This window comes from Gardnerella sp. KA00390 (assembly GCF_049244075.1).
GTDB lineage: Bacteria > Actinomycetota > Actinomycetes > Actinomycetales > Bifidobacteriaceae > Bifidobacterium > Bifidobacterium vaginale.
In genome coordinates, this window is sequence record NZ_CP058372.1 from 761,712 (window position 1) to 777,926 (window position 16,215).

Below are 16,215 nucleotides of genomic sequence, written 5' to 3' on the forward strand. Positions count from 1 at the left end.
TGGAGTTGAAATGAAAATGAAAATGAGAATGAAAAGGATAATGGGACTACTTCTTGCCCTATTTATGACCATGGGTTGTATGTCTTTAAATCCAATAATTAGCTATGCAAATGACACGGACACGAAAACTTTTAATATTAATCAGGGCAGTGTAAATATAACACAAAGCGGTACTTATACGATTGAAGGAACGGGTCAACCAACGCCAAATGAGATTAGAGTGACAGGAGATTCTATCACCGCTAAGATTACCCTAAAAAATGTAAACATTGATGTATCTAATCAAATTTACAACTCGGCTTTTCTTGCAAAAGGTTATGGTCAATCTAATGTTCAATTAACGATAATACTACAAGGAACAAATTCGTTGAAGTCAGGTGAAGAGCGGGCTGGGTTAACATGGAACAACAATTCCGATAATGATTCAACGTTAGAAATCGAGGGTGATGGTTCTCTAACTGCAACAGGCGGAAAAAATGGAGCAGGGATTGGATCGAGTTGGAATCGTAACGGTGGTACAAGGAACATTACAATCACTGGTGGAACCGTGATCGCAACAGGCGGATATGGTGCTGCTGGCATTGGTGGTGATCGCGGTAACTCAGCAGAAAACATTACAATCACTGGCGGAACCGTAACCGCAACAGGCGGAGATGGTGCTGCTGGCATTGGTGGTGGTGCTAGTGATTCAGGAAAAAACATTACAATCACTGGCGGAACCGTAACCGCAACAGGCGGAGCTCGTGCTGCTGGCATTGGTGGTGGTCGTCAGGGTGGTTCAGGAGAAAACATTACAATCACTGGTGGAACCGTAACCGCAACAGGCGTAGGCTGGAGTTCTGGTGCTGGCATTGGTGGTGGTGGTGGTGGTTCAGGAAAAAACATTACAATCGCTGGTGGAACTGTAACCGCAACAGGCGGAGATGGTGCTGCTGGCATTGGTGGTGGTGACCGGGGTTCAGGAAAAGGCCTTACAATCACTGGTGGAACCGTAACCGCAACAGGCGGAGATATGACTGCTGGCATTGGTGGTGGTACTCGGGGTTCAGGAGAAAACATTACAATCGCTGGTGGAACCGTAACCGCAACAGGCGGAGAAGATGGCATTGGTGGTGGTGCTTGGGGTGCAGCACAACACATCAAAATTACTGGTGGAAGCGTCAAGGCAAACAGTATCAGTACAACGCCGACCGATGACAAGGGCAATAGTGTCTACCTTGCTAAACTGGAAAATCAGGACAGTGTGAATGAGGTAACTGTAGACAGTGGCGCACCAAATAAAAAAACATTCAAAAGAGCAGGCAACCACCCTGACAATGATACCGCGTTTTATCTGTATCTGACAGAAAAAGACCATGACCTTGTTACTTCTAAAGGGAAATATAAGGCAAAATGGGATAATACTACGAATGCATTTACAGTAAAGCCAAAAGTATTTGATAAAGAACATGTAACGGCTATGGTAGTAACAACGCAGCCTACAAAACGAGTCTACACGGACGGAGAACCACTAGACCTAACAGGACTAAAGGTAACGTTAACAGACAATCAAACCTTGACACAAGAAGTAGAATTTAAAGACTTTGATGACTATAAGATCACGGCAAATCCTGAAAATAAAACACCATTAACAGTGGCAAACAATAACAAGCCAGTTACCTTATCTCATATTTCATCTTTTTCAGCTGGAGATCCAACCTTAACCGTTGCAGCGAAAACAGGTCTACTAACAGTAAAGGCAAAGTACAAAGTTACGTATAAAGACGGCGTTAATGGAAAAGCCTTCGCAGACCAGGTGAAAAGTATTGTTACTGGAGCTGACACCCCAGCGTTTACTGGCACGCCCACAAGAGCGGGTTATGTCTTTGACAAGTGGTCACCGAATCCAGCAGGCACCAAAGTAACAGCAGATGCAACCTACACGGCAACCTGGAAAGAAGACAAGAACGGCGACGGTACTCCTGACGACCAGCAAGAACACTTCACAGTTACGTATAAAGACGGCGTTAATGGAAAAGCCTTCGCAGACCATGTGATACGTGATATTCTTACTGGAACTGACACCCCGAAGTTTAATGGAAAGCCATCAAGAGCGGGTTATGTCTTTTCCGGCTGGTCACCAGATGTAGCAGAAAAAGTAACAGCAAATGCAACATACAAAGCGACATGGAAAGAAGACAAGAACCACAATAATAGAGCTGATGAAGATGAAGACAAATATACTGTTACTTATGTTGACGGTGTTGATGGACAAGTAATCTTCCCTGACAAGGTGACAAGTGGTATTCTTTCTGGAACTGATACCCCAAAGTTTAATGGAACGCCTACAAGAGAGGGTTATGTTTTCGCAGGCTGGTCACCAGATGTAGCAGACAAAGTAACAGGAAATGCAACCTACGTCGCTCAATGGAAAAAAGATCATTTCACAGTTACTTTCAAGGACGGCGATAAGACTCAGACAGTAAAGGTAAAAAACGGTAAGGCTATTGATACGGATACGTTGACTGACCAGTCCATGCCGAATGATCCAACGAAGGCAGGTTATACTTTCAAGGAGTGGAACACGAAGGAAGATGGCAAGGGCGAGAAGTTTACGGGAGCAAGCGTAGTTAATGCCGATATGACTGTGTATGCCATTTACACGAAAGATTCAGTGCCTACGCCTAAACCAACAGCGTCTACGCCGGAATTGAAGCCGCAGCCTAAAAAGCATATTGGTGTGATTCCTAAGACGGGTGAATCGGCGTCGTTTGAAGGCTTGCTTGCAGCACTTGGTTTCTCGATTGCCGGACTTGCAATTCTTCGTAAGAAGAAAATGATGGAAGAAAACAAGTAAGTAGGAACTGCTTGTTTTAAGTAACGAGCATTGTTTATTAGAAGATGGCTCTAGCGATATGTTAGAGCCATCTTTTTGTATATTAGCTTTTGATTGTTAGCTTTCTTATTTTCAATAAGAAATAATATGATGCTCCAAGCTATAAAGTTTCAGGATTCCTATAAATAGTTTCAGAGTACAGAGCAATAGTTTCAGAGTTATAAAGGCAAAGTTTCATTGTATCCAACACGTAATGAAACTAGATTCTTCATGCTGAATTATTCTTTTCTTTTTTCAAATAATGGTGTTCAAAAAAGGAGTAGATAAAAAGTATGCGCTATGGGTATGCAAGGGTGTCTACAAAGGATCAGTGTGTAGACAGACAGTTTAAGGCTTTGGAAGACAGTGGCATTAGAAAAGGCTGTATTTATGTTGACAAGGCATCAGGGAAGGATTTCAACCGTAGAAATTATTTGAGATTGTTTAGACGTTTGAGATCTGGTGATGAGTTGTTTGTGAAGTCGATTGACCGTTTAGGTAGAAACTATGATGAGATTATTGAGCAGTGGAACAAAATCACGAAAGAAAAAGAAGCAAATATTGTAGTGTTGGATTGTCCTTTGCTGGATACGAGAAAACATGTAAATGGTGTAACAGGTAAGTTTATTGCCGATCTTGTATTGCAGATTTTATCGTATGTTGCTCAAGTTGAGCGAGAAAATATTCATCAAAGACAGATGGAAGGGATTCGTGTTGCCAGACAAAGAGGTGTGGTGTTTGGTAGGTCAAAGATTGAGATCCCTGATGATTTTTATGCTGTGGCGACTAGGTGGCAGCGTGGACAGGTAAATTTGCGTGAGGGCGCAGAAATGCTTTCTGTTTCGCATACTACCTTTTCTAAGTGGCTACATGCAAGAAAAATTGAAAAAAATTGTAAATAAATCTAGGAATTAATTTACAAATAAATATTGCAAATCAACCCTACCTTTTCCTTGATTTTACTACGCTTGCTGACAAAAAGCCACTGTGTAAATTAAACCCTACTTTAGTTGCCATCAACATGAAAATGCGGGGTGAATAAATATGACAGCAAGAATAATAAAAAAATGGATGATCCTATTACTGGCGGTGGCTATGCTTATAAGCATAGCTCCATTAAATGTGAGTGCAAGTGCAAGTGCAAGTGAAATTGATAAGACTTATCAGGCGTATGATGCTAGTCAGCATAGAAAAGTTATAAGTGAAAATGGAACAACAGATTCAGAATGGTCCTTATGTATGGATCATCATAAACAATCTCCAGGAAAACCCGGTGAAGCTACAGGGAAATATTCAAAAAACGAAAATGCTACGAAAGATACGTATGCTAGTAACGGTGGAAAAGGAAATTTTCAGAAAATCAAAAGGATGCTATTTTATAAATTAAAACATCCGGAACTTAATTATACAGTCTTACAAAATGAATATTACTATCAGCAAGACAATAAAACTAAAATTTATGATACACATTATAGTCAAGACCCAGAATTGAACAAGCAAAAACAAGACTTAAGAACTTTTGCTGAGGATTCTTCTCATGATGATGAGATTAATAGCATAATGGAAGTTTTTATTTATAAATCAATAAACCCAAAGATGCAAAATTTAATTAGCGCGAAACTGAAAGAAGTTCCAACATCAACAAAAGTTAAGTTTTCTAAGAAAGCATTAACAGAGAATGGAGAAGATCTTAAGGGAGCAACTATCCAATTGACAAAAGCAGATGGAAGCTTAGTCAAAAAATGGGTAACAGATGGAACTGTAACAGAGTTTGAATTAAAAGACGGAAAGTACACATTCACAGAAACATCTGCACCAGCTAAATATCAAGTAGCGACAGCAATAACATTTGAAGTAAAAAATGGAAAAGCAATAGTGAAAGGTATAGCTGTAACAGGAAATACGATAGTGATGGTAGACAAACTGAAAGAAGTTCCAACATCAACAAAAGTTAAGTTTTCTAAGAAAGCATTAACAGAGAATGGAGAAGATCTTAAGGGAGCAACTATCCAATTGACAAAAGCAGATGGAAGCTTAGTCAAAAAATGGGTAACAGATGGAACTGTAACAGAGTTTGAATTAAAAGACGGAAAGTACACATTCACAGAAACATCTGCACCAGCTAAATATCAAGTAGCGACAGCAATAACATTTGAAGTAAAAAATGGAAAAGCAATAGTGAAAGGTATAGCTGTAACAGGAAATACGATAGTGATGGTAGACAAACTGAAAGAAGTTCCAACACCAACAAAAGTTAAGTTTTCTAAGAAAGCATTAACAGAGAATGGAGAAGATCTTAAGGGAGCCACTATCCAATTGACAAAAGCAGATGGAAGCTTAGTCAAAAAATGGGTAACAGATGGAACGGTAACAGAGTTTGAATTAAAAGACGGGAAGTACACATTCACAGAAACATCTGCACCAGCTAAATATCAAGTAGCGACAGCAATAACATTTGAAGTAAAAAATGGAAAAGCAATAGTGAAAGGTATAGCTGTAACAGGAAATACGATAGTGATGGTAGACAAACTGAAAGAAGTTCCAACACCACCATCAACATTACCTAAGACTGGTGAATCCAGCTCTCTTGGCGCATTTCTTTCTGCGTTGGGGCTATCTTTAGCTGGTCTTGGAGTACTTTACAAAAAAATGAAGGCTTGTGAATAACGTCTTAGCATAAAAGGTTGGCAAGCCATGAAAAGACTGACAAAATCCTTGACAGACAGACAGACAGCATAACTCTGTCTATTTTCACGTAGAATTTTTTAATTTGCAGAATTATATACCTGATGGATAGGTATGTGTTTCTGCCTATTTTTATGCAGTTTTTTCAAAGTAATAAAAAGAACATTTTTAGATTAATAAGGAAATATGAATAAGATGAAATTGTTAGCAAAAAAGACAATGGGGCTACTGCTGGCAACATTAGTAGCATTTGGCGTAGTAGCTGGAACTACGCAGGCATTTGCTGGTGGCGATGCGGTAGCATCTAAGCAAGCCGACAAATATACGGAAATAGACATGCAGGAACCGTATATAAAAGACGCAGAGCTGCATGTTTATTCTGTAAAAGACGATAACGGCTCGCCTGCAGCCGCGATAACTATCACTCACAAAAATTCGGCTGGAGTTGACCCTCAGATTACAGGCGTAAGGGAGTACACTGCCGCTGCAAAAGAAGGTTGGGTTTTTAAGAATTGGACGTACGAGCAGTTTTTAAAAGACAAGGACTACGGAAACTACAAAGGTATTTTCTATTCATTTTCGAAAGATCACAACAACAAGAGCATTCCTTATACATCGGGAAATGTGATTTCCGTAAACAGAACGGGGACTATAGGAGAATCAACATTAATTAAGCGAATTTATAAGGTCTATGCAAACCTTAATCCTACTATCACGGCAACTGCCGGTGAAGGCGGATCGATAACTCCTGCCGGAAAGACAGAAGTCACATACGGAGAAAATCAGAAATACAATTTTACAGCCAACGAAGGATACATAATAGCTTCGCTGAAGATAGACGGAGTAGAACAGACCGTCGAACATACAGCTTCGGGTTCATATGAATTCAAGTCTGTAAAATCGCCTCACACTATAGAAGTAAGCTTTGTAAGAGAATACACGATAACTTATACTGATGGCGTTGATAACGAAGCAATTTTTACCGATCAGGTTTACAAAGCTGCTTCGGGTTCCGATACTCCTGCTTTTGTGGGAACCGCTCCAAGCAGAAAAGATTATGTTTTTACAGGCTGGACTCCTACCGTTGCAGATAAGGTAACTCGTGACGTAACATACGTCGCTCAGTGGAAGGACGACAAGAACAACAATGGTACTCCTGACGATCAGGAAGGTCACTTCACAGTTACTTATACCGACGGTGTTGATGGAGCTGAAATATTCCATGACCAGGTACATCAAAATATACTCGTAAACATGCCTACTCCTGCTTTTGTGGGAACCGCTCCAAGCAGAAAAGATTATGTTTTTACAGGCTGGACTCCTACCGTTGCAGATAAGGTAACTCGTGACGTAACATACGTCGCTCAGTGGAAGCGGATTCAAAGAACAGTTACTTTCAAGGATGGCGATAAGACTCATGCAAAAGTGAAAGTGGAAACTGGTAAGGCTATTAATACTGATGCGTTGACTAATGAGTCCATGCCGAAGGATCCAACGAAGGACGGTTATACCTTCAAGGAGTGGAATACGAAGGAAAATGGTAAGGGTGAGACGTTTACGGGAGAAAGCGTAGTTAATGGTGATATGACTGTGTATGCCATTTACACGAAAGATTCTGCACCGACACCGACGCCGGCTCCAACACCGACACCGACGCCAGCTCCTAAGCCGGCTCCAACACCGACTCCAACACCGACGCCAGCTCCTAAGCCGACACCGACGCCGGCTCCAACACCGACGCCAGCTCCTAAGCCGCAGCCTGAAAAGCATATTGGTATGATTCCTAAGACGGGTGAATCAGCATCATTTGAAGGATTGCTCGCAGCTATAGGTTTCTCGATTGCAGGACTTGCAATTCTTCGTAAGAAGAAAATGATGGAAGAAAACAAGTAAGTAGGCACTGCTTATTTTAAGTAACGAGCATTGGTTATTAGAAGATGGCTCTAGCGATATGTTAGAGTCATCTTTTTGTATGTTATCTTTTGATTGTTATTTGAGATATAAGCTTTCTTATTCTCAATAAGAAATAATATGATGCTCTAAGCTAAGGTTTCAGAGTTGCAAGGTTAAAGTTTCAGGATTCCTATAAATAGTTTCAGAGTTCAAGGCTAAGGTTTCATTAACATGGCATTCGACCGATAAGTATCGAACCAGAATCTGGCAGTGTAGTCACAAGTTTGAAGAACACTGCGCCACTCCACGCTTAAAAGAAGATGAGATTCAAACGCTGTTTATTAAAGGCGTAAATATGATTGTTAAAGATAAGCAAGAAATAATCGCAACTCATAAATAGATGGTAAAAACTGTTTTTGATACTTCAAGTCTTGAAAGTGAACAACTGAAACTTGAAGAATAACTCAACATCGTAGCTGACAAGGTCAATAACTGTATCAATGAAAACGCACGAAAATTGCAGGACCAGGATGAGTATGAGAAAAAATATACGAGTCTAGTGAACAGGTTTAATACCGTAGAAGCAAGGCTTAAAGAAGTCAAAACTATTATTGTTGACAAGCAAGCAAGACGTGATGAGGTTGAATATTTTATCGAAACTTTGGAAAAACAAGAGATGCTAGTAGAATTTGATAAAAACGTTTGGATTAGCATGGTTGACTATCTAACTATTTACAACGATGGAAAAATAGAATTTACATTCCTGGACGGGAGTAAAAGTGAAGCAAAACGTTAATTAAAAGAAAGTACACAATCTAACAATGAGAGCACGTCAGTAAACAACTGACGTGTTTCCCTACTGTTAAAACCGGTTTATAAGCCAAAATCTTTTTCTTAAAATAAAAGTAGTTTTTAACACATCACTCTAGAAGCCCATACACAACCCATACCAAAAACAAAACACCCCTTACTTTTGATATACACACCCTTGAATATGTACACCCTTGAATTCAAAAAACACTCATAAAAAAGAAAAAATTTAGCATCAATTCACCGCCAGATTATCGTTTGCATTTTTCTTTTTCTTCAGACCGTCGAGAAGCCTTATTTACAACGTTTTTCTAGGCGACAATGGATAAAGATTGTATACTTTTGGGGTAATACATTTCCTAATAATGTTAAAATTACAAATGTTGTTTTTCCAGAAATAAAAGCTTCTGAAGGTTATAAAATAGTACACTATGGTGAAAGTGAATTTTCTGATAATCGAATTACTAAGTTGAATCCTCTTGTAGAAAAACTCGATGATAGTTGGAAACTTACGGATGGGTCTTATCGTCCTATTTATAGAACTGTAGAAAATATTACATATATAGTTTTTTCAGACGAGATTTTTCCTGTGCGAAAAGAGTAATAATCTTTGCGAAATCGTTGTGGTTTGGGAGTAAAACCTAAGCCTCAACGATTTTTATTTAAGAGATCCACATGCTAGCATGGTAAAAATTTAGTTTTTGGATTAAATTCTGGGGAATAGATGCCGTTAGATTAATGTTGACTATATTAGATTTATATAGATATAGTTAGATATACTTAGATATGTTTAGATATACTTAGATTAGATAGAAAAGTTTAGATAATTCTTTTAAAAGGGGTGATTATAGAAATGAATATTAAAGATTTGTCTTTGCACATTAAAAATCCGTTCACTCCAGGTGCAGGATGCAAACCTCCAGAGCTTGCGGGTAGAGAAGATGATATAAGGATTTTTAAAACTCTAGTTGCAAGAACTGTTTTGCAACGTGTTGATAGAGGAATAATATTTAGCGGTTTAAGAGGCGTTGGCAAAACTGCTTTGCTTGTAACTCTCGATGAATATGCTTTAAACAATGGCATGCTAACTGCTCGTATAGAATCAAGTGGAATTATTGAAGATGATTATGGAAGACTTTTTAGAGCAATTAGTCTTGCTGTTTCTGAATTCGATATGCATAACACGAATCTTAAGTCTCGTATTTCTGAAGTAATTTCATCTGTTAGCAGTGTGTCAGTTAGTGCCTTGGGTGTTTCTGCAAAATTTGAAAGTAAGAAAGTAGAAGAGCAGGAAAATGATTCTTTAAGACTTGAGCTTCTTATTACAAATTTATCAAGAAAACTCAAAGAGCTTAAATCTGGATTCTTCTTGTTTATAGATGAGTTGCAAGAAATGGACTCAGATTTACTTGGAGTTCTTATTTCCATACAGCATAAGTTAGGTCAATTATCTCTTCCTTTTTACATTATTGGTGCTGGTTTACCTAACCTTCCTGGTGTTTTAAGTAAGTCGAGATCTTATGCAGAAAGATTGTTTGAATACCGTGGAATAGATAAGTTAAATGAGGAATCTACTATTAAAGCTTTTCAGATTCCTGCAGAAAGTGAGGGAGTAACATTTGATTCCAAAGCTTTAAAACGTCTGGTAGAACTTTCTGGCGGCTACCCTTATTTTATACAGTCTTATGGTGAGGCTGCATGGAATGAGTCTGATTCAAATCCTATAACTTTGAATTCTGTTATAGCTGGCCAAGTTAAAGCAAGGCAGAAGCTTGACGATGGTCTTTATGCCGCTAGATGGCAGCGAGCAACTGAATGTGCAAGGAATTATTTGATTGCTATGTCAAATCTTGCTGGAGATGAGCCAGTTCTTACAAGTTCTTTAGCTGAATCAATTGGTAAACCTAGTAAAGAATTATCAGTAATTAGAGAATCTCTTATAAAATTAGGGTTGATTTATTCTTCTAAACGAGGAATGGTTGCGTTTACAGTTCCAGGAATGGGTGATTTTATAGCTCGCACACAGCCTTCTAGTACTCAACCTTATGACTTTAGGTAAGTAGATTAGATAGAAAAGTTTAGATATTATTCAAAAGTAGTTAAACGGATACAAAAAAGAACGGCTTATATACTTTAAGTTTAAGCCGTTCTTTTTTTATTCTTGATTTATTACGAGTGACTTAGTTACTTAAGCAGCGCACGAATTGCTTCGATTTGCTCGCTATTAACTTGACTTGCAGGCTCGCGAACAAGCGTGCTAATCGGCAATCCCTTAAGATTTACAGCAGCTTTAATAGCAGAAATAAACAAGTCGGTAGTGTTGTAAACTGCCATCAAATGGCTGATTCTTTTAGCACATTCAATAAGATGTGCAAAATCGCCAGCCTCATACGCCTTATGCAAAGATGCAAAAGTTTCTGGCTCTACATTTGTAAGACCACAAATTACGCCGTTTCCTCCAGCAATCCTGTTAGGAGTGTAATACTCATCAAAGCCAGAGAAAACAACGAAATCTGGGTTTACGCGTCTAGTGGCTTCAATCATTGCGCGAGTATGGCTTATAGTATCTACCGTATCTTTAATACCAACAATATTCGGGTATTTTTCAGCAAGACTTGCAACTAAGCTTGGTGTTAAATCGCTGCCAGTTCGAGCAGGGAAGTTGTATAGAATAACGGGCAAGCTAGTTGCGTTAGCTATTGCGCCAAAGTATCGTTCGGCAGTTGGTGCAGTTGGTCCAAAGTAGTATGGAGATACAGCTACAACAGCGTCTGCTCCGCAACTTTCCGCAAACTTAGTAAAGTCAAGTACTTCGTTAAGATTTGTGTTTCCAACGCCTATAAGAACTGGAACTCTGTGATTAACATGTTCAATAGCAAACTTAGCAGCTTCCTTTTTTATGCTAAGTGGATATGCGTAGAATTCGCCGATGCTGCCAAAAATCAATATGCCATTAATCCCAGCATCAATCAGATGGTCTAAGTGCTTTGCCCATAAGTTGTAGTCAATACTTCCGTCATCTTTGCTTACAGTTATTGATGGGCAGAAAACGCCCTTAAAAGCATGCAAATCAAGCTTTGCGATACTAGAAGTAATCATAAAATTCGTCCTTTTATTAATTATTTTGTGTATTGAATTATGGGGTATAAGACTTTAACTGGCAAAATCTTACACCCCATAAGCAATGATTATTCAAATCGATTATTCAAATAACTTAATTAATTACAGTTTAATACCATACGCCTTCTTTGCATTATTCATAAAGAAATCTTCGTCGTCGCCGAAAAGCTCAACCATTAAGTCAAGATGCTGCTTAAGTGAAGAATTCAACTTAACAACTGGCCAATTGGAGCTAAAGAGTAGGCGATCAGGGCTAAAGGTGTCTTTTACAAACTTAACAATATCTGGATTTACTGGATTATCTCCCGAAATCTTAATATAGCTGTGTGGAAGCTTTGCAAACGCACGCAAAGCATTGCAAGAATCGTCGTCTAATCCTGGAACATTGCCCAAATGGTTTAGAACAACAGTAACTTCTGGAACTTGCTCAAAAGCTTTAGCCATATCTCCAAGTTCTTCACCACGATTGCAAAGCTCGAAAGGCATGCCCTTCTTTGCCATTGCCTTAAGACCACCAATAAACGAAGGCTCTAGGCAACGTCCGCGTGGCTCGCTTGGAATATGAAGAGGCTCGCGAATACCGGTTGCGTGAATTGGAACGCGCATAAACGGATCCAACGTGACTCTAAGCATTTTAGCTAGAATTTTAGGATTAGGATTTTCGCCAATAAGCCTATCTTCTAGCTCGTGGTCTGCAGCATCAACCTCAACGTATACGCCGCCGAGGAAGTCAACTCCCAAATCTGCATACTCTTTTTCTAGCTGCTCTAGAGTAAAAGTGTGGTTTAACTTGTCTAAGCCATCAAGCCAATGCAAGACTTGCTTTGTTGGATCCCAAATATGAAAATGTGAATCCAAAATACGAAGTTGAGACATAATAAATTTTCCTTTCTAAAGACTTTCAAATAAAAACTTTGTAAAGACTTTGTAGTTATTAGCGAATTATTTAGCTTCTACAAGACCAATCTTTGAGCCCCAAAGAGCGTACCAAGCAACATACAAGAATCCTGGAACGGTGAGCAATACGGCGGCTTCGATTCCAGCAAAATCTTGTACCAAACCGAAAACTAACGGAATGATTGCAGCGCCAACAATGCTCATAACGAGTGCAGAAGAACCAGTCTTTGCTGCTGCTCCGTGAATTCCCTTAAGAGTAAGGGAGAAGATTGTTGGGAAGCCAATGGAGATAAACAAGTACGCTACAATGTAGGCGATTACAGAAATCTGACCAAGTCCGAGGAATGCAACAAACATAAGCACTGCGCTTAAAGTCATGTACAATCCAAGAATCTTGCCACCATCAAACTTTGCCATCAAAGGAGTTGTAACAAAGCGGCCGATTGTAAACATTAAGGAAACGATTGCAAGCATAGAAGCAGCAACACCAGTGGTGATTCCAGTACCCCAATGCTTTAGAGCAAAGTCGGAGAACATTGCCATTCCAGCAACTTGAAGTCCAATAAAGATGAATTCTGCAATAATTCCAAGAGTAAAGTATGGCTTGCTCATAAGATGAATGAAGGAAGAATCACCCTTGCTTTCCTGGTCTGCCTCAACGTCTCCTGGAGGAGTAGGGAGTTTAAAGCAGAAGAAGATTGCAATAATCGCAATAAGAACAATGCCAATAACAATGTAAATCAAGCGAGTATCGCCAAGGAACTTTAGCTTAGCAACGTCGAAGCCTGGCTCGTTCTTTGCAACAGTTTTGCCTAAAATTTGACCAAGAATAAGAGGTCCAACAATGTTTCCAACTCCGTTGAAGCTCTGTGCCATGTTGATTCTAAAGGATTCGCCCTTCTCGTCGCCAAGCTTAGTAATGTAAGGGTTGCAATTCGTTTCCAAAGTTGCTGCGCCCAACGCTATAACAAACATTGCAACTAGGAACATTGCGTAGCTTGCGGTAGCTGTTGCAGGGATTACCGCAAATGCGCCAAGAGCAAAGAGTGCGAGGCCACTAATAACGCCGCCCTTATATCCAAAACGCTTTGCGATTAAGCCTGCAGGAATTGCCATAACGAAGTATGCGCCAAAATATGCTACCTGCAGCAATGCTTTTTGAGTATTATTCAGTTCAAGATAATTGCCAAATGGTGAATTCAGTGCATTGACCAAATTCATGGTCAAGCCCCATACAAAGAACAAAGATGTTACCAATACGATGGCAATCATAGCTTTTGAGCCATTTTTACTATTCTTAACGACGGCATTGTCGTTTTCTTTTGTAGTCATCGTCACTCCTGTGTGAGAATAATTCTAAAAGTTTAAGATTTTAAGTTCTTAAATGATTTTGTGCAATGGTGCGCAAACACACATTCGCATTGCGCACCATTTACTAGCTAAAATGCATTAATCTTAAATTTGCATTTGTGATTTAAGACAAAGCGCGATCAAGATGCACGTAGCCGCCATCAACGAATACCCATTGACCAGTGGTGTGCGAAGAGCGATCCGAAAGCAGGAATGCAGCTTCGTTTCCGATCTCTTCCGTAGTAGTCATGCGGTTTTCCAGAGGAATCTTGTCTGTAATAACCTTCAAGCGAGCTTGCTGAGCAGCTTCGTCACCAAATGTCTTAATCCAATCTGCGTACAGTGGAGTCCAGCATTCCGAAACAACAATCGCGTTTACGCGCACGCTATCATGAACAAGAGCTGCAGCCCATTCGCGAGTCAAGCCTAAGATTCCGCCCTTTGCAGCAGCATAAGCGCTAGTCTTGCCCTGGCCAGTTAGAGCAGTCTTAGAAGAAATGTTCACAACAGCTCCGTGGCTTTCCTTCAAGTACTTTACAGCAGCATGAACAGTTTCGTAGTAGTGAGTGAGGTTTCCGTGAATCGACTTCTCGAAGTCGCGCCAAGAAGTGGATTCCAAATCCTTGTTGTCGTTAACGCCAGCGTTATTTACAATGCCGTCAATGTGACCATACTTCTTATAGGTTTCTTCAATAATTGGTGCAATCTCGTCCGTGTCGTTCAAGTCGAGAAGATAAACATCGTAGTTCTTTGTGTATTGCTCAATATCTTTGCGGAATGTTTCTTCTGCAGAATCTGCGCGGTTAATAACTACTGGAATTGCGCCTTCTCGAGCAAGTTGAAGCGTAATGCCTTTACCAATTCCCTTGAATCCACCTGTTACAATGAAAACTTTGCCTTCCAAATGCAAATCCATAATGAACTCCTTTGTTAAATGATGTGGTTTGCTTTTAGTTAATTTTTAAATTATAAAATTCTATGATTTATTATTTTTTACAAGTGGCTAACCGTTAATCACTATGCGATTAGCCACTTATTTTTTATTATTTTTAGCCGCGATAAAGGTACTTTTCGGCTGTTTCCAGCGTCATCTCAGTGCCATTACCTGGGGCGGTTGGCGCAACGTAATTGCCATTTTTGATTTGTGTTGGATGTACAAAGTGCTCGTGCTGATTGTCTACGTATTCAATCATGCGACCTTCCTTTGTTCCAGAAACTGCAACATAATCAAACATTGCAAAGTGGCATACGGCTTCGCACAATCCAACGCCACCTGCGTGTGGGCAAACTGGCTTGTTAAACTTACGTGCAAGCAAGTATTCGAGAACAACTTCTTGTGGACCTGCAACTCGAGTTGCGTCGATTTGCATGATTCCAAATGCGTTTGCTTGCAAGTATTGCTTGAACATGATTCTGCTTTGCATTTGCTCGCCAGTTGCAACTGGTATTGGGTTGATTGCGCGGGCGATTGTTGCGTGTCCAATAACATCGTCTGGGCTTGTTGGCTCTTCTACCCAAGCTAAGTCGAAGTCGTGGAAGCGATTAATCCAAGTAATTGCTGTTGGAACATCCCACACTTGGTTTGCGTCTACTGCAAGTCGAACATTTGGGCCGATTGCTTCGCGAGCGAGTGCGAGTCTTCTCAAATCGTCGTCTACATTTTGACCAACCTTAAGCTTAATTTGCTTAAAGCCTTTAACTTGCGATTCTTCCTTAGCGATTGCAACCATTTTCTCGTCGCTGTAACCGAGCCAGCCTGCGGCAGTGGAGTATCCTGGGTAGCCGTTTACAAGCAAGTCTGCAATTCGCTCTTCCTTGCCTTTTTGGCCATCTTGCAAGAATTCGATTGCTTCTTCTGGCTTTAAAGCGTCTGTCATGTAGCGGAAGTCGAGCGTAGAGACTAATTCCTTTGGATCCATCTCGGCAAGCAAGCGCCACAATGGCTTTCCAGCTCGCTTTGCTTTAATATCCCACAATGCGCTTAAAATCGCGCCAATTGCCATGTGTTCTACGCCTTTTTCAGGACCTAGCCAGCGAAGTTGTGAGTCGTGAACAAAAAGATCCCATGCAAGTCGCATGTTGTCTAGTAATTCTTCTACGTTTCTGCCAATAAGCACTTGAGACATGGAGTCGATTGCTGCGCAAACAACATCGTTGCCGCGGCCAATCGTAAATACAAATCCAACACCTTTAATGCCATCGTCTAGGCTGGTTTTGATTTCTACGTATGCGGATGAATAATCTGGATCTTTGTTCATTGCGTCGGATCCAGAAAGCGTTTGCGACGTAGGGAATCTAAAATCATAGGTTTTTACTGATGTAATTGTACTCATAACGATTTGTGCTCCTTTGCTTTAAGATCGTTGTGACCTACTCCTATATTTTATAACAAAATAATAGAAAAATGTTCTAATTGTTAGGAAATTTTCGTAAATAATTTTTTGCGAATTTTTCCTAATCTCGCGTTTTGTGATAAATGTCATATTTCGGATTTTAAAAATATTGAAAAATTGAGCTTTTATCTTTTATAACTGTTAAAAAATGAATACTTTTGGCATCGATGTTATCTGTTAAATTCTGATTATTCGGCGTGTCATAAGAAAATT

General features: G+C 39.8%; 10 protein-coding genes and 2 pseudogenes. 7 read left to right on the forward strand and 5 right to left on the reverse strand.

What is annotated here, in order from left to right; genetic code table 11:
* Nucleotides 1-79 precede the first annotated feature (79 nt).
* The 7 genes and pseudogenes from HXT53_RS03000 to HXT53_RS03030 all read left to right on the forward strand — a co-directional run.
* Nucleotides 80-1,912, forward strand: a pseudogene (locus HXT53_RS03000) (hypothetical protein); the annotation flags it as partial.
* 69 nt (nucleotides 1,913-1,981) lie between these two features.
* Nucleotides 1,982-2,836 (forward strand): annotated as a pseudogene (locus HXT53_RS03005) (InlB B-repeat-containing protein); the annotation flags it as partial.
* 311 nt (nucleotides 2,837-3,147) lie between these two features.
* The gene (locus tag HXT53_RS03010) at nucleotides 3,148-3,756 is read left to right on the forward strand and encodes a recombinase family protein (protein ID WP_415688760.1); all 609 of its coding nucleotides are present in this window, start codon (nucleotides 3,148-3,150) and stop codon (nucleotides 3,754-3,756) included.
* Between the two features lie 142 nt (nucleotides 3,757-3,898).
* Nucleotides 3,899-5,521, forward strand: a complete 1,623-nt coding sequence (locus HXT53_RS03015) for a SpaA isopeptide-forming pilin-related protein (protein ID WP_421780655.1) — start codon at nucleotides 3,899-3,901, stop codon at nucleotides 5,519-5,521.
* 213 nt (nucleotides 5,522-5,734) lie between these two features.
* Nucleotides 5,735-7,432 (forward strand): InlB B-repeat-containing protein, encoded by a 1,698-nt coding sequence (locus tag HXT53_RS03020; protein ID WP_421780702.1) that lies wholly within the window; start codon nucleotides 5,735-5,737, stop codon nucleotides 7,430-7,432.
* A 517-nt stretch (nucleotides 7,433-7,949) separates the two neighbouring features.
* Nucleotides 7,950-8,228, forward strand: a complete 279-nt coding sequence (locus HXT53_RS03025) for a hypothetical protein (RefSeq protein ID WP_101890183.1) — start codon at nucleotides 7,950-7,952, stop codon at nucleotides 8,226-8,228.
* Between the two features lie 867 nt (nucleotides 8,229-9,095).
* Nucleotides 9,096-10,301, forward strand: coding sequence for an ATP-binding protein (locus tag HXT53_RS03030; RefSeq protein WP_101890184.1), 1,206 nt, complete (start codon nucleotides 9,096-9,098; stop codon nucleotides 10,299-10,301).
* A 125-nt stretch (nucleotides 10,302-10,426) separates the two neighbouring features.
* Here HXT53_RS03030 and HXT53_RS03035 read toward each other — a convergent pair whose 3' ends face one another.
* From HXT53_RS03035 to HXT53_RS03055, 5 genes are all read right to left on the reverse strand, one after another.
* On the reverse strand, nucleotides 10,427-11,341 hold the full coding sequence (locus HXT53_RS03035; protein WP_004117946.1) for a dihydrodipicolinate synthase family protein: 915 nt from the start codon (nucleotides 11,339-11,341) through the stop codon (nucleotides 10,427-10,429).
* Nucleotides 11,342-11,464: 123 nt separating this feature from the next.
* The gene (locus HXT53_RS03040; protein WP_421780658.1) at nucleotides 11,465-12,238 is read right to left on the reverse strand and encodes an amidohydrolase family protein; all 774 of its coding nucleotides are present in this window, start codon (nucleotides 12,236-12,238) and stop codon (nucleotides 11,465-11,467) included.
* Between the two features lie 66 nt (nucleotides 12,239-12,304).
* Nucleotides 12,305-13,591, reverse strand: coding sequence for an MFS transporter (locus HXT53_RS03045; protein WP_004111886.1), 1,287 nt, complete (start codon nucleotides 13,589-13,591; stop codon nucleotides 12,305-12,307).
* Nucleotides 13,592-13,733: 142 nt separating this feature from the next.
* Entirely contained in the window at nucleotides 13,734-14,525 is a 792-nt protein-coding gene (locus HXT53_RS03050) for an SDR family oxidoreductase (RefSeq protein WP_421780660.1), read from the reverse strand.
* 133 nt (nucleotides 14,526-14,658) lie between these two features.
* A complete protein-coding gene (locus HXT53_RS03055; protein WP_020760259.1) occupies nucleotides 14,659-15,942 on the reverse strand; it encodes an enolase C-terminal domain-like protein in 1,284 nt (427 codons plus the stop codon).
* Between the last annotated feature and the right edge of the window lie 273 nt (nucleotides 15,943-16,215).

Excerpts from the sequence above, each read along its gene's own strand:
- HXT53_RS03015 (WP_421780655.1), top strand. The coding sequence starts at position 3,899 with ATGACAGCAAGAATAATAAAAAAATGGATGATCCTATTACTGGCGGTG.
- HXT53_RS03035 (WP_004117946.1), bottom strand. The coding sequence starts at position 11,341 with ATGATTACTTCTAGTATCGCAAAGCTTGATTTGCATGCTTTTAAGGGC.
- HXT53_RS03020 (WP_421780702.1), top strand. The coding sequence starts at position 5,735 with ATGAAATTGTTAGCAAAAAAGACAATGGGGCTACTGCTGGCAACATTA.
- HXT53_RS03045 (WP_004111886.1), bottom strand. The coding sequence starts at position 13,591 with ATGACTACAAAAGAAAACGACAATGCCGTCGTTAAGAATAGTAAAAAT.
- HXT53_RS03030 (WP_101890184.1), top strand. The coding sequence starts at position 9,096 with ATGAATATTAAAGATTTGTCTTTGCACATTAAAAATCCGTTCACTCCA.
- HXT53_RS03010 (WP_415688760.1), top strand. The coding sequence starts at position 3,148 with ATGCGCTATGGGTATGCAAGGGTGTCTACAAAGGATCAGTGTGTAGAC.
- HXT53_RS03050 (WP_421780660.1), bottom strand. The coding sequence starts at position 14,525 with ATGGATTTGCATTTGGAAGGCAAAGTTTTCATTGTAACAGGTGGATTC.
- HXT53_RS03055 (WP_020760259.1), bottom strand. The coding sequence starts at position 15,942 with ATGAGTACAATTACATCAGTAAAAACCTATGATTTTAGATTCCCTACG.
- HXT53_RS03040 (WP_421780658.1), bottom strand. The coding sequence starts at position 12,238 with ATGTCTCAACTTCGTATTTTGGATTCACATTTTCATATTTGGGATCCA.